The organism is Bacillus sp. AFS088145, from assembly GCF_002564465.1.
Taxonomy (GTDB): domain Bacteria; phylum Bacillota; class Bacilli; order Bacillales; family Bacillaceae_G; genus Gottfriedia.
In genome coordinates this window covers 35,265-49,841 of the sequence record NZ_NUUX01000014.1, presented here as the reverse complement: position 1 = coordinate 49,841, position 14,577 = coordinate 35,265, and the positions used below count along the sequence as shown (strand labels likewise).

At 31.1% G+C, this 14,577-nt stretch carries 11 protein-coding genes and 3 pseudogenes; 3 read left to right on the top strand and 11 right to left on the bottom strand.

Annotated elements, in window-relative coordinates; all coding sequences use genetic code 11:
- Positions 1–114: 114 nt before the first annotated feature.
- The 4 genes and pseudogenes from manA to COI44_RS11110 all read right to left on the bottom strand — a co-directional run.
- Positions 115–789: pseudogene (gene manA / locus COI44_RS11125) on the bottom strand (mannose-6-phosphate isomerase, class I); the annotation flags it as partial.
- 757 nt (positions 790–1,546) lie between these two features.
- Positions 1,547–2,707 (bottom strand): murein hydrolase activator EnvC family protein, encoded by a 1,161-nt coding sequence (locus COI44_RS11120; protein WP_098428006.1) that lies wholly within the window; start codon positions 2,705–2,707, stop codon positions 1,547–1,549.
- A gap of 980 nt (positions 2,708–3,687) precedes the next feature.
- Positions 3,688–4,063: pseudogene (locus COI44_RS24145) on the bottom strand (winged helix-turn-helix domain-containing protein); the annotation flags it as partial.
- Between the two features lie 137 nt (positions 4,064–4,200).
- Positions 4,201–4,671, bottom strand: coding sequence for a hypothetical protein (locus tag COI44_RS11110; protein WP_142329251.1), 471 nt, complete (start codon positions 4,669–4,671; stop codon positions 4,201–4,203).
- Positions 4,672–5,038: 367 nt separating this feature from the next.
- Between COI44_RS11110 and COI44_RS24140 the strand changes: the two genes are divergently transcribed.
- On the top strand, positions 5,039–5,215 hold the full coding sequence (locus COI44_RS24140; protein ID WP_179887089.1) for a hypothetical protein: 177 nt from the start codon (positions 5,039–5,041) through the stop codon (positions 5,213–5,215).
- Positions 5,216–5,310: 95 nt separating this feature from the next.
- On the opposite strand, the pseudogene COI44_RS23880 reads toward COI44_RS24140, so the two are convergent.
- Positions 5,311–5,547 (bottom strand): annotated as a pseudogene (locus COI44_RS23880) (penicillin-binding protein); the annotation flags it as partial.
- Between the two features lie 161 nt (positions 5,548–5,708).
- Here COI44_RS23880 and COI44_RS11105 point away from each other — a divergent pair.
- Positions 5,709–6,410, top strand: coding sequence for an FHA domain-containing protein (locus COI44_RS11105; RefSeq protein ID WP_098428004.1), 702 nt, complete (start codon positions 5,709–5,711; stop codon positions 6,408–6,410).
- A gap of 578 nt (positions 6,411–6,988) precedes the next feature.
- On the opposite strand, the gene nagZ is transcribed toward COI44_RS11105, so the two are convergent.
- The 6 genes from nagZ to COI44_RS11080 all read right to left on the bottom strand — a co-directional run bounded on the left by nagZ (position 6,989) and on the right by COI44_RS11080 (position 13,191).
- The gene (gene nagZ, locus COI44_RS11100) at positions 6,989–8,632 is read right to left on the bottom strand and encodes a beta-N-acetylhexosaminidase (RefSeq protein ID WP_098428003.1); all 1,644 of its coding nucleotides are present in this window, start codon (positions 8,630–8,632) and stop codon (positions 6,989–6,991) included.
- A gap of 306 nt (positions 8,633–8,938) precedes the next feature.
- Complete coding sequence (locus COI44_RS24595; protein ID WP_286163882.1) at positions 8,939–9,064, bottom strand: hypothetical protein; 126 nt, start codon at positions 9,062–9,064, stop codon at positions 8,939–8,941.
- A 54-nt stretch (positions 9,065–9,118) separates the two neighbouring features.
- A complete protein-coding gene (locus COI44_RS11095) occupies positions 9,119–9,313 on the bottom strand; it encodes a hypothetical protein (RefSeq protein ID WP_098428002.1) in 195 nt (64 codons plus the stop codon).
- Positions 9,314–9,454: 141 nt separating this feature from the next.
- Positions 9,455–10,558, bottom strand: coding sequence for a GerAB/ArcD/ProY family transporter (locus COI44_RS11090; protein ID WP_098428001.1), 1,104 nt, complete (start codon positions 10,556–10,558; stop codon positions 9,455–9,457).
- 19 nt (positions 10,559–10,577) lie between these two features.
- On the bottom strand, positions 10,578–11,690 hold the full coding sequence (locus COI44_RS11085; RefSeq protein ID WP_179887088.1) for a Ger(x)C family spore germination protein: 1,113 nt from the start codon (positions 11,688–11,690) through the stop codon (positions 10,578–10,580).
- Positions 11,677–13,191, bottom strand: a complete 1,515-nt coding sequence (locus tag COI44_RS11080; protein WP_098427999.1) for a spore germination protein — start codon at positions 13,189–13,191, stop codon at positions 11,677–11,679. Before COI44_RS11080 ends, COI44_RS11085 begins: the two co-directional genes overlap by 14 nt.
- A gap of 377 nt (positions 13,192–13,568) precedes the next feature.
- On the opposite strand from COI44_RS11080, the gene COI44_RS11075 reads away from it, so the two are divergent.
- Entirely contained in the window at positions 13,569–14,366 is a 798-nt protein-coding gene (locus COI44_RS11075; RefSeq protein WP_098427998.1) for an HAD family hydrolase, read from the top strand.
- The last annotated feature ends 211 nt before the right edge of the window (positions 14,367–14,577 follow it).

The window sequence follows — 14,577 nt, the reverse complement described above, 5'->3', positions numbered from 1 at the left end:
TGGTGGTCATTTTCTTACCCCTGCAAATTTTTAAAGCAGATTTAGAATTAGTATATCTAAATAAAAAAGAATCAGAGCAATCGACCTGATTCTTTATCCACTATTCAAATGCACTTAAGTATGTGAAACAATTAATTCACAATCACCATCTAAAACAAACTCCCCAAATCCAACCGGAATGATGAAGTTTGATCCTTTTGATAATATATATTCTTCACCGCTGTGGATTAGTTTTCCATTTCCTTTTATAACACTAAATAATAAATATTGATCATTATAAGTTAAATGTGTTTCACCAGTAATGTCCCATTTATATACAGTGAAAAATTCTGATTCTACAAATGTATTAATCTTGATATTTTCTTTTTGTTCCGTTTTAAAATCCACTACTGTTTCTTGATTGGGAACTGTTGTGACATCAATTGCTTTATTTAAATGAAGCTCCCTTAAATTTCCCTCATGGTCCTTTCGATCATAATCGTATACGCGATAAGTTGTATCAGAGCTTTGTTGTGTTTCTAATACAAGAGTACCTTCACATAATACATGAATGGTTCTACTTGGTACATAGAAAAAAATCACCAGGCTTAATTTTTACTCTGCGTAGTAAATTAGACCATTGGCCTTCTTCAATTTGGCTAATTAGTTCTTCTTTTGTTTTGCATTGTGGCCAAATATCATATGTGCGTCTTCTTTACAGTCAAGAATGTACCAACATTCTGTTTTTCCAAGATCCCCATTTTCATTTACTTTTGCATATGAATCTTCAGGATGAACTTGTAGAGTGAGTAAATTAAAATGAGATTTTCACTTTAAATCCAGTAGTGGCTCACATTCATTAGGTGCGCGGATAGAAAAATTAATTGGGAGAAATATCTAGATTCATTACCAATACAACAAAAGGCTGATCCCAGATATCCTTACAATAGACATTTTAATATTAAATGTATTGAATACAGAGGTGAAGAAGATATACCAAATGATTTTTTAGAGATAAAAACTTATAAATAGAAATTTTAAAAAAATCTAAAAAAGCCATTCATTGGCCACTCACATCTTCTTCATTAATCTCAATTGTTGGTACAAACTCTGCATCCATCATTATTTCATTGATTAAATAACCTACGTTAAAAAATGCATTTGTCGCTCTGATATTTACTAGAAATTTAATTCCCTTTTGGAATCCTAAATCTTCGTATGTTGTTTCTTATCTCCTAAAAAATTATTTATTAAATAAAACATCAAATCAAAGTTAAAATTATAGGAAATATTTTCTGAAGTAACAGATTTGTGTCGTTTTTGGAAAAAAATGAACTGTACTTCAATTAAACACATTTGTGTCGCACTTTTCTCGAGTAAACACATTTGTGTCGCAAACCAACGACATAAATATGTTACCTACCCTTGATATACCAACGTAATTATATAATTAAGAGTAAACATATTTATGTCGGTGTACATTTCTTTCCAAAACCAAAAAACAGCCTAGCTAAAAATAGGCTGTTTATAAATATTGATAAATCACTATATATAATGTTACAAAAGCTTAAAAGTTAATATACTTTGCTGGATTAACAGCGTTTGATTTTGCTTCATTCCATTGTCCATCATGTAATTCAAAGTGAAGATGCTGACCAAAAGAATGACCCGTATTGCCCATCGTTCCAATTTTTTGTCCTTTTGAAACAGTTTGCCCTGTTGAGACTTGATACTTTTGCATGTGAGCATAAACTGATGTAAATACTTTTCCTTTAATATTATGTGTAATAAAGACAACATTACCATAACTAGATGAATGGTAAGCTCGTATTACAACGCCATTTGCTACTGAGACAATCGGTGTGCTTCCATTTTTAGCAATATCTACGCCATTATGCGTTTCATGATCAAATGATCGATATCCGAAACCTGAAGATACATACCCTTCTGCTGGTCTTGTAAAATTACTACCTGAATTACTTGAAGCAGCTTTTATTGCTTTTTCTTGTTCTTTTAATAAGTTTTCTTGTTCTTCTAAACTCAAAATATCCTTTTCTTTATCATTTACATCATCTTTAAGTTTGCTTAATATAGCCTTCATTTGTGTTTCTTGATTAACAAGTGTACGTTCTATATTTTGAAGATCTTTTTTATCATTTTCCAATTTAATTTGAGTTAACATTAAGTCTTTCTTTTTTAATTCAACTTTTTCAAGATCATTCTGTTGTTCCTTAACAATGTCTTGATCAGCATTCATAAATTTACCAATTGCATTTATTCGTTGAACTAAATCACCAATACTTTTTGCATCAAAAATAACGTCTAAATATGAGTTATTTCCACCTGATTTTTGTATTGTAATTAAACGATTATTTATGATTACTTGACGTTGATCTAAACGTTTTTGAAATTTTTCTATTTCAACTTCTAAATCTTCTATTTCTTTTTTACCATTGATTATTTCCGCCTCTTTTTGGCTCATCTTTATTTTTGCATTCTCAATTGATGAGTTAATTGTATCTAACGAGTTTACTAACAATTTTTGCTGATCTTTTAATTGATCTATCTCATTTTTCGCTTTTTGAGCTTCTTCCTGAACTTTCACTCGTTTATCTTGAATACTCTTAATCTTTGTATTTGGTATAGTCTCTGCAAGTACACCTTTTGGAAGTAAAGTAAATGATAAACTTGCAGCTACTAATATTAATTTATTAATAATTTGTTTCATCGTTATCTCCCTAAGCTTGACATATACTTATATATGTTAACTTAGAAATGTAACAATTTTATGCAAATTAGACTACACTCTTTTTACAAGTTTTTTACAAACTCTTTGCAGCACTATGCTGAATAAAATTGCAAATGTCTCTTTTTGTATAAATTACCTGGGTCAGTGAGAACTGTTTAGAAACATATAAAAAAAGCGTCAAACCGGCATCACACCAAGACTTTGACACTTTTTTCTAAAATAAATATGTAACTGGATCACCATTAAATCTTTGTTTTAAAGGTAAAATTGCTTTCTCTGGTTTCTTAAAGAACCAAACAAGGTGATCAAAGAATAAATCCATTACCGTACTCCTTTCGCTCGATATTTTGTTTTACATGAGGAGAATAACTAGACGATCTATCCTCGTTTCTTCCGTTATTTCTTGGTTACCAACTTCGGCGAACTCCATTAATTGAGGTCAAATTCGGTACTTATTGAACATTTAATTGAATGATTTCTCTAACAGCCTTTTCAGATGACTGAAGAGCACCTTCAAGATGTACACTATATTCTGAATTCGTCTCTGTACCAGCAAAAAAAAATTTTCTTTTCCCACACACCTTCTACTGGTAGTGGACCATAACTCAGGTAATTTTTAAGAGGACTTAAATCCTCATCAACAGTGGTTTCAGAATCGATGGACCAATCTTAATAAAAAATATCCTTTACGGTATTAGCTTCACTTCCAAAAAGCTTAACTAATTGGTCAACAACCAATTTTAAAACTTTATCCTGACCATTTTTTTACGTGCTTTTGGAGGCATTCCGAAGAAACCAAATAATGCACCAGATCCTTGAATAGGAGAAGCATCATATATTTCTTCTAAGGGACCAACTGCACTCAATACATATCCAGAAAGTCCTAATTCTCTCCAGAACGGACGATCATAGACTGCTACTACCTTGGCCTGTCCCGCCATCCACATAGGCTTTTTTACAAGTTGAAGTAGTAATGGTTCGTATGAATCATTATCAGGTAGTGTTGCACCCATTTCAATTAAATGCTTCCGCTTAGTATCTTCAAGTAAATACGCATTCGATAAAGCATCATAATATACAAATGTCCCACTTCCCACTGATGCACTTAACAAACCCTTCAATTCACATACTTTAAACGCTTTTGAAATCGTACTAAAATTTAAATCTAAATAATCCGCCAGTTCACGCTGTGGGGAAGTTTAGTCCAGGTAATAAAACTCCTTTTAAAATATCTTTTTCCAATCGCCCTGCGATTGCCTGGTAAATGCGCTTTTTATTTTTATCAATCGATGGCTTCCAACTCATCGGATAGTTTTCGAGTGAATTAATCGATATAATCCGTACCCTTTTTTCACACAATTATATAATTGTGTGGTTTATAAAACAAATATAATCTTGTTTATAGCCTCAACTAAACCATTCATATGGAAGGGAATATAAAAAACTCCTCAACAAGGCAAGGAGTTTTTTCTTCATTTATTTCGTTCCAGAAAATCTTTAACCCCTTCGAAATGATTTTTCATTTTTCCATCGATTTTCTCAAGGAGATAATAACTGTCTTTTGCAAGCGGACTACTTGGTGTTTGATGTGCTTCAATCGTAGCAATATAGTGACCCGAACTGATTTTCATTGATGATAAGTGATGAATATGTTGCCCAACATCATAATGCACCCAATCGATTACATGGTAGTAAGCATTCTCTATGATTATATATACTGGGTATAGGAAGAGTTTACTCGTTGGAATCAGTAATCCTACTACACCTACTCCGAACCCAACAAAAACAACTTTCTTTCCTATTTCTTTGGCCAAATGAGCGAACATGAATCTTGAATCAACAAACGATTGTCCATTTGTCGTTTCCCCTTGAATGAGTTTGTGATGACCATCAATCACTAATTTTTGTTCATATGGATAATACGTTGCAAATCGTTTCATCATCTAGCATCCTCTCTTCCATATAACACAATTCATTCACTACGTGTCCCTCTATTAAACGATATGAGACAACTGGTAAAGTATTCTAACAAAAGAATGTACAATTCAGTAAAAAACAATTAGAAAAAAATATTCCATCTATGCTCATCCTTTGCTCAAATCCAACTAGTAGAGAACTATAAGAATATTGAGGATTATACCGCTGCAGTGTCATCTAGACGGTTAAGAATGAATAACTCCAGAAAATCAAACATCTCCATATTTCTAACTCCTGGATAAACCTTGAGTCTCCTCTAGATACTCATTTCTTTACACGATTCTAAATAAATACATGAACAAATTCCAATACTAAACTTAAGAGGTGATATTAATGAGTAAATGGAACGAGCAAGCAGCAGCGAATAATAATTTGCCATCTAGCACAATACGTACTTCTGAACTCATGTTAGGTAAGAAAGCCGAACATGAATTTTCTGAAGACCTTTCTGATGGCGGAGAAAGAAATGAAAATATTGAGATGCTAAATAAAAATCCTAAGCTGAAGTAATTATAAGTATGCTTCAATTAACAGAAAAAAGAGCTAATCGAATACCTGACGATTAGCTCTTTACAATTTACATTGACAAATTATCGCTTTAAATATTAAATTTTTATTCTTTTAAAAAACGCTCTATCTTTTTTTAATTTAAAATATTCGTCTAAGATTCCTCGCCCTTTATATTTAGCAACCGATGCCTGATCACTTTCCATCCATCGAACAACTACTGAAAAAGCAATTTTTGGATTATCATAAGGTGCATAACCTACTAATGTTAAATTAATATTTTCTGGAAGTACCTTGTATTTTTTATAATCTGCTCCACCATAGAAAGATTTGGCAGTTCCTGTTTTATAATCTTTATTATTTAAAAGTTATTAATCTAGTTCCTGCTTCTTTCCTTATAGAAGACAAAATAAATAATCAATTATCTTTACAAATTAGTTGCATATGATATACTCTTTTTTGGTTTAACTAGATTAGTTTTCAAAGGAGTAACTACATGAGTATTCAAAACGTGTATCTTTCTATAAAACAAGGAGAGACAGCCACAAACCTGAATAGAATTCCTATATCCTTAAATGAAACATTGCTAGGGCGTACATGGGGAGATGATTTCCCAGATATTCCTTTTACAAGTCAATATATTTCAAGAAAACATGCTTTAATTAGTTTCGATAAAGAGGGAAATTACACAATCGTTGATCTCATGAGTAAACATGGAACACAAGTAAATCATATTTTAATAGAAAAAAATAAACCATTTTTCCTTCGTGATGGCGATTGTATAAGTCTTGCAAGTGGTGCCGCTGTCCTTATTTTTCATAATCTATCAGAGCAGAACCTTGGAGACACACTTGATATGCCATTAGTTTTAGATAAACACCTAAACGATTTCAATGGTTTAACTGTGAATGTAGTTAAGAGAGAAATTTTAATTGATGGCGTAAGAATCCATCTAACTAGTAAAGATACAGAATTATTTTTATTGTTATATCAAAGAGCCAATAGCGCAGTTAGCTATAACGAAATTAAAATAAATGTTTGGCCGGAACGAATTACGAATGACGTTGAGCAGCCTGATGTAGGACGAGAAGAAATTAATACCCTTTTATATAGATTACGTAAGAAATTAGGTAAATACGGTCAAAAGATAGTTTCTGTCCCTCGATATGGTTATATGTTTGAACTAGAGGATATTTAATAGCTTAAAGATATAAAACAAAAAGAGTGTAGAATTTTTTAAAATTCTACACTCTTTTTAGTTATAATAATAAACTAAAAGCATTACTTATTTTTCGATTAATTAGATCGCTTATATTAAATTAGCTCTTACTTTTTTTTCTAAAATTGTTAATTCAATATAAATTGCAATAAAAGAACACAATGAACCCACTACAAGAATTATTGCGTATACATATACGGGAAGAATTAACAGAAAGTACCCTAATAAAGTTCCAACACCTAATAATAAATAAAACATTACAATTCACCCTATTTCACATTAATTAAATTAAAATCTTCTTTTAAAAAATTATGTACTCATGTAAAGATATTACTTCATGCATTCTTACTCAATATCACATTGGTAACAAAACACTAACATTTTAAAATTAAAAATATTTGTAGACTCACAGTTCGATAAAGTAATGATTCATTTTAGTTATCAATTAATAGGAATGGAAACAAAACAAATTCAGTAACATAAAAAACCTGCTCCGATATAGGAACAGGTTTAAAGTGGTTATTTCAACTTACATACCAATAATTTAATTACTCATATTATTTAGTAACATTATTAGGATTGTAAATTGAATAATGATCCAATACAATATTTGTCTTCTTTAAAGGAAAAACAAATTTAAGCTTATTAGATCCAATTGAATAAGTTATTATTTTTTCGTTATTTGAGGTAGTAACTTCGGAACTAGGTGAACCAAAATAATTTTTTATATTATTAATCGTTAACGATCTTAACTGAGGATCAAAAGAACGTAATTCAAATATTATATGGCTTTTTTGAAATCCAACAACTACGTTTCTCTTTGAGTAAGTATTATATGTTCCTTTAGCAGCGGCCACATATACACTACTGTCTTCTTTTCCCCATTTTTCCTTTATTAAGTCAATATTCGAATTTATCACATTAAATTCTGCATTGATAATTTTTCCTTCATTCGCCTTAGATGAGATATTTTTTAAAAGTAAGTACTGTTTATTACTAGTTTCATTGTTAAAAGTAACGGCTTTTTTTATTTGTTTATTTAAATTTGTAACATTGACAGGTTGAACTTTATTATTGTTAAGTTTATATTTTTGTTTTAAAGCTAGAATCTTATAGACACTTTTATTTATTGTGTCTTCTGATATTTTGTGATTTTTAACGGCTGTATAAATGCTATTGTATATGGTTTTAACATTTTCATTTCCATGTCCGATCAAAATAATATTACTACCGGCATTAATTGAGGTTACTGCTGCGTTACTTAAGTTAAAGTGTTTAGCGATAGCTCCCATTGACATATCATCAGTTATGACTACCCCATTATAACCATATTGTTTTCGTAACAAATCAGTTATCACCGCTTTTGACATAGATGCTGGATACTTTGAATCTACCTTTTTTACTACTATATGAGCGACCATTACCATATCCGCATGATTTTTAATTGCATTATTAAATGGAACTAGCTCAAATTTTTTTAAACTTGATAGGTCTTTATTCACTATAGGAAGGTCTAAATGAGAATCTACTGACGTATCCCCATGTCCAGGGAAATGTTTAATAACAGGAATTGTGTTTCCTTTATGAATCCCATCCATCATTCCCGTACCGATGTTTGAAACGATACTTGAATTTGTTCCAAATGAACGATCTCCAATTACTGTATTTTTTGGATTACTTTGTATATCTAAAACTGGTGAAAAATCAGTATTGAATCCAAAGGATGAGAGCTCTTTTGAAATCATATTACCTATATTATATGCGTATTGCATATTATTTTTATTTCCAATTGTTCTAGCAGAAGGTGTAATTAAAAACCCTGAAGGCATTCGATTTACTCTACCACCTTCTTGATCGACAGAGATAAACAAAGGTACCTTGTTATTTTTATTATATGTTTTAATGTCATTTGTTAAATTTACTAATTGACTTGGACTTTTTATATTAGTTCCAAAAAGTATTACGCCGCCTAATTTATAATTTTTTAAAAGAGTATCTGCATTACTTGATGTTGTTCCATCAAAACCTGCGATAATCATTTGTCCGATTTTTTCCTTAAGAGTTAGTTTATTAAGCTCAGTTAGTATCGGGTCAGTTTTTGAAACACTTACATTTTTCTGAGCCTTAACTACTAAACAACCAGATAACAATATGAAACTACTAATCGCAATCATTGATAATTTTTTAATATTGTTTTTCATATTTTCACCTCTAAATTCAATATGATGTATATGTCAATATTGACCTTTATCAAATCATAGCAAATAAATGTTTCTAAATTATAAATTTTTTGTAACAGTTCAATGATTTAACGAAAATATAATCTTTCTCCAAAAATGATTTAAAAAAAGGATTATCTCTATTTCCTTCTATATGCTATAAATAAGTACAAATATTCCTTACCCATGAATAATGTTATAATAGGTTGAGAACGAACGTTAACTAATTTTTACTGTCCTTATCTCCAGTAATTACATATTTCTATTCACTGGTTAGTTTAATTACATTTACCATTCCACCTGCCCACCAGGTTGTCCATAAGATAATTGTCCACCGCTCGTATTGACAGGGAAATCCTCTTTAAACGTTAAATCATGTTCTTCTACGAATTGCCCCATGAGCCTTTTGGACAAAATCCCATATCTTCAATTGCGATCATAACAGCGGTTGTATAAAAATCGTAATTCCTAAAACATCCACATTTTCTGTTGTAATCCTTGCCATTTTAAAAGCATCTCCAGCAGACTTTTTAATTGGTGAAATAAGACCATTTCTGATTGAGAAATAGAGATACCACTTGTATAATAACCTGCTCCATCGATAAAAAATGGTGTTTTTGAAAGTTCCTTTGCATTTTCAGCTGAAGTGACAATAAATGCCATTTCCCCATCACAAGGTGAAACAATTTCGAAATAATAATTCAAAGAACGCTAAGATAACTAACTTTTAATGATGATTTGTTGTGACTATCTAAAAACTACATATATAAAATAGCAGAGCAATTCACAAATGAATAAGCTCTGCTATTTAATCTGATCAGCTTTTTTAAAAGCTTGAAAAATGAGAACAATCAAAAACAAAATTGGTATATAAAAATAAAGAAAACTAGAAGTGACATATGTCATGAAAGTCCCTATTTTCTCTACATCCAATTTACTTTTGACACTGATCACCATGAAATGAACAATAATTATTGAGAACCATAAAGACTTTCTAGTTTTAAATTTAAATGATTCTTTTAAAATTCGGAACGCTCCCCACAATGCCATACAGCAAGGCGGAAGTATTACTAAGAGCCATAAAAATATATATACATATTCAAATCTTTCTATAAATGGATAGCGAATAATTTTTGACATCATAAGGGTTGGCCAAGTTATATGTTTAAGTTGTCCATGACTAAAATAACCAAATGAAACGAATGTAATAAATAAGTATAAAATGATTGTATACGCTTGTGAAATATGTGCCCATTTTTGAGACTTTTGATTATTTTTAATAAATGGAAAGTAGATAAGCAAAAATTCAGGTCCAGAGTACATCAAAATACAATTCTTTGCTGAAACATAATAATCACCTATACTATGATTAAAAACTGGTAATAAATTTGTCCAATAAGCATATTTCAATGGAAAGTAAAATGTTAACAATAAGATGGAAGGAATTATTACTCCCCAAAAACAGATTCCTGTAATGACTCTAAATCCCCCAATGACCAAATAGGTGATAACAGAAAGCATAATAAATGATAAAAGCCAAATTGGAAAATATGGAAAAACCCAAGTAATAAGAACTGCTATATAGGACCTAATGATCGTTGTAATCACTAAAAGCATGTAAACATAAAAAAAAGTATTTAATATATTCCCTATCCATTTCCCAAATAATTGTTGGTGTAAAGACATAATATCTCCATTGTTTGATTTCTTTAACAAATAATACATTAACCAAATAATGATATGTAAAGAAATACCAACTACTAAAACCGAAACCCATGCATCTTGTCCGGCTCCTTTTACGATATTACTTTGAAAATTCAGCAAGCCAACACCTGTTTGGGTACAATGAATAAGAAAAAATAAAAAAAAGGGAGATACTGTCAGACTTTCTTTTAATTGTTTACCCATAGACGATCTCCTCCACTTTTTACTCGCCAATCCCAGATTGAAATAATACTACTTTTACATTCACATCATATTCAATAGCTGGATACACCTTTTCATAAAATTCCTTTTCGTACCATTTTTTCGAGTGTGCTCTTGCTAAATCACCTATACCTAAAGGATCAACTTGATGTTTTTGAAAGGTTAATAATAGTTTTTCAAAATCTTCTTTCATTTGTTTTTCTAATTGATTGTTTAAAAATAGATTATTTTCTCTTTTCATTAAATCTAGCCATTCTGGATAATCTTTTACCATCCCATTTAGAGTTATATCAAATTTCACTTTTGTTTTTGCCTTATTGCCTTTAATTAATCTTTTTTCGTCCCCATTTAATATCGTTAATATTGCAGAATCAATTTTTTTCCCTTTCTGTATATTGATTTCTGTTTGTCCTCTAATTACTCTTCCTCTTAATATTTTATACAGTAAGCTTTCTCTAGGATTTAAGGTAAGAGCAAGTTTGTCCTTCTTAAATACTGCTAGCCCGTTTACCTCAATATTCTCTTTTTGGTTTATCTTAATATAAGGTACTGAAGCATCTCTACCTTCTCCATAGTAATCGAATAAAAAACTATGCAAAGTTGGTAGCGGCACAAATTGAGTCCTAAAATTTTGTTCAACTAATTTATAGATATAGTTGCTGTCTTTCTCTTTGTTTTTCTTTAATAATTCTCCTGCTGGTTCTTCTGAAACAGCCAATATTGCATTACTTCCAATCAATGGATCCCTACAAACTGCCTCAACAAAATACGATACCCCATTTTCAGCTAGTTCTTTTCCAAAGATCAGAAGGTTCAACTTCCCCATTTCAATCGGTTTTGGGGATTGTTCATTTAAAGCTTGTTTAATTATTAGTGATTTCTTACCATTACCTTGTAAGAGATTGCTCCCTTTGTTTGCTACATCAGTAAAATCAGAATAAAGTGCTGTTCCAACAAAATGTTTATCGACCTTGTCAAAACCGTATACTGATATAATTTGTATTTCATCAATAATTTTTTGCCGTGGAAAAGAACAACCTGATAGTAACAACAATAATAGAAAAAAAGCACAAAAAGAGCATAGTTTTTTACGATTTATACTATTCATTTTCATTATTACGATCATCCTTAACTTGATTAGGATTATATCTTTTTAGGGAAAGTGGTCTCAAAAATCTACTTCGAGTGGTTGTAAACTGATAGGATGACCGAATAAAACTATCGCTAAAGCTTTTTATTCTAAAAGGATACAAAGGAACCATATATGGATTTCCCAATGATTTAAGCTTTAATAAATGTCCTAACAGAAGAACAAATCCTATTATTATTCCAAACCCGCCCATAAATGCTGAAAGTAAAATAAGTGGAAACCGCAAAAGTCGAATTGCATTTGACATTTTAAATATAGGCGTTGTAAAAGAAGCAAGTGCAGACAGTGATACAATGATCAGTAAAATATTGCTTGTTAGTGCTGCTTGGACAGATGCCTGTCCGATTACAATACCACCTACAATACCTAGTGTTTGTCCAATTTTTGTCGGTAAGCGAGCTCCTGCCTCTCTCAACAGTTCAATAGTAGTTTCCAAAAAAATGGCTTCCCATATCGGGGGAAATGGAACGTGAGCTCTTGAACTAATGAGGGGTTGCAATAAATCATCAGGTAAAACTTCATAATGGAATGTTAAGATTGCTACATATATTGGTGTAGCAAACAATGAGAAAATAACACTCATTATACGAATGATTCGAAAAAATGATCCTAGTACCCAATTTAGATAATAATCTTCAGGGGAAATGAAAAAATCCAATATAGTGGTTGGTCCTGTAATAATGTAAGGCGATCCATTCGATAGGATAGCAACTTGCCCATTAATCATTGCATATACAACCCGATCAGTCCGTTCAGTAGATAAAAAAATAGGAAAAGGCGTATTTGAGTTATCTGAAATAATCTGGTCAATAAGGGAATTATCAAAAATAACGTCAAAGTCGATGTTTTCCAAACGTTGACGAACTGTTTGTACATATTCTGGATTCGTAATTCCATCCAAATATGCAATAACTACTTCTGTTTTAGACATTGAGCCTATTTTGATTTCCTCAAAAACTAACTCTGGTACAGCTAAGTGTTTTCGAAGTAGATGAAGATTAGTACTTAGGTTTTCAACAAACCCAACTTTTGGACCAATAACACTAAATTCATTTTCAGTATCATTATTCTCGCGATAACCAAGATTTGTATTTTCTACGCTTATCGTCAAAAACCGCTTGAAATACTTGAATTCAAGAATAACATATCCTTTTATTAATTTTTTTTCGAGATCTAGTGGGTCATTTGTAAATTGGACATCCTCAAAAGGAATCGACTTCTTCACATCATTAATTGTACTAATTTTCTTAAGATTCTCTTGCAATGCCGGGAGTAAAAGGTTATTTATTTTATCGGCATCTACCATACTTTTAAAGTAACTAATAGTTAGATCCTGTTCTTCAGAAAATGAAAATTGGTAGAAATCACTCGATTTAGCAGCCTGTTGAAATATGGACTCTATAGACTTCGTTTCTTTCTCGGATTTTTGACCATTTAAATTTCGATCAATTGATTTTAATCGCATTTAGACCACCCAATCGAGTTTGTTTACTTTTTTCTAACTATTAAATATAGTCTTCCTAGAATTTCCATCTTATTTTCTATTTTATTTTTTCGTTCTTTCAAATTTATATACAATAAAAGTATTCAATTTAGTTAACTTAATTCTCTAATACATCCTTCCAATGCTTTAAACTCTGAATTCGATCTATACAGCAAATTACTTTTCTAGTTCATTAAGATTTTAGTATTTATAAAATTACATATTCGAAACACAATTGCAGTTATTCTTTTCTGTTCTTTGCTACTCATCATTCTTAAATAAATCTATACACTGAGTTTACTAGGTTTTAATATTCAGATGATATGATGAGTTTAACTTCAAATGAGGGGGCAGAATAAATGAATATACGTGCAGTATTTATCGATATGGATGGTACACTCTTAACAGTCTCAAACTACATTTCTCGCCGAAATATGGAATCCATTAATAAGCTCATTAATCAGGGAGTCATGGTTTTTCTAGCAACTGGTAGACATTATGAAGTAACCGCTCCCTACCATAAAGAAATTGGATTACAAACTCCAATGATCTGTTTGAACGGTGCCGCCATACATGATGGAGAGACAGGAAGAATGATACAAATGGAAGCAGTCAAAGTGAACGAAGAACTACTCCATCATCTGACTGCAGAAACCCCTTGCAATGTTATTATCCATACAGCTAATGGACTTTACTGTAAGGAGACGAATGAAGAAATTGATTATTGGACAAAAGTTGGGCAAATTCCACCAAGATACATTGGTGACTTAAGACAGGTTAATTATAATGATGTTCTTAAATATAGTGTTCGAACAAGTGATCAAATTATTGAAATATCTGCTTTGTTTAAAAAGGAAGCTGAAGTCATAAATTGGAATGACGGTTTTGAAATGGTTGCTTCAAATGTTTCAAAATGGTCTGCTATTAAAAAACTACTTCGTGCATATCGAATTAATCCAAATGAAGTAGTGGCTATAGGTGACGGACCAAATGATATAGAAATGCTGCGTCAAGTTGGTACAGGTGTGGCTATGGGGAACGCTAGCGAAGAAGTTAAAGCAGCATCTGACTTTGTAACTGGACATCATGAAAATGATGGATTAGCTGAATTTATAGAACGTTATCTCCTTAGATCAAAAGAAACATTTGCGATTTAATGTTTTTTTATAAAAATATGAAAATGTAATTTTAACAAGTTATAGGAGTAATTCCTAAATCTACAATCAGCAAAAAGGCTCAGAAAAATATCTGTGCCTTTTTTTGCTTTGGTGTAGAATTTTATTAAATTGGTATTATCTAAACTTGAATTTGCCGTTGAACGTTCTCCATAACTCTCTATTACGATCTAAAATCTTTTTACCATCATTT

Excerpts from the sequence above, each read along its gene's own strand:
- COI44_RS11120 (WP_098428006.1), bottom strand. The coding sequence starts at position 2,707 with ATGAAACAAATTATTAATAAATTAATATTAGTAGCTGCAAGTTTATCA.
- COI44_RS11110 (WP_142329251.1), bottom strand. The coding sequence starts at position 4,671 with ATGATGAAACGATTTGCAACGTATTATCCATATGAACAAAAATTAGTG.
- COI44_RS24140 (WP_179887089.1), top strand. The coding sequence starts at position 5,039 with ATGAGTAAATGGAACGAGCAAGCAGCAGCGAATAATAATTTGCCATCT.
- COI44_RS11105 (WP_098428004.1), top strand. The coding sequence starts at position 5,709 with ATGAGTATTCAAAACGTGTATCTTTCTATAAAACAAGGAGAGACAGCC.
- nagZ (WP_098428003.1), bottom strand. The coding sequence starts at position 8,632 with ATGAAAAACAATATTAAAAAATTATCAATGATTGCGATTAGTAGTTTC.
- COI44_RS11095 (WP_098428002.1), bottom strand. The coding sequence starts at position 9,313 with ATGGCATTTATTGTCACTTCAGCTGAAAATGCAAAGGAACTTTCAAAA.
- COI44_RS11090 (WP_098428001.1), bottom strand. The coding sequence starts at position 10,558 with ATGGGTAAACAATTAAAAGAAAGTCTGACAGTATCTCCCTTTTTTTTA.
- COI44_RS11085 (WP_179887088.1), bottom strand. The coding sequence starts at position 11,690 with ATGAAAATGAATAGTATAAATCGTAAAAAACTATGCTCTTTTTGTGCT.
- COI44_RS11080 (WP_098427999.1), bottom strand. The coding sequence starts at position 13,191 with ATGCGATTAAAATCAATTGATCGAAATTTAAATGGTCAAAAATCCGAG.
- COI44_RS11075 (WP_098427998.1), top strand. The coding sequence starts at position 13,569 with ATGAATATACGTGCAGTATTTATCGATATGGATGGTACACTCTTAACA.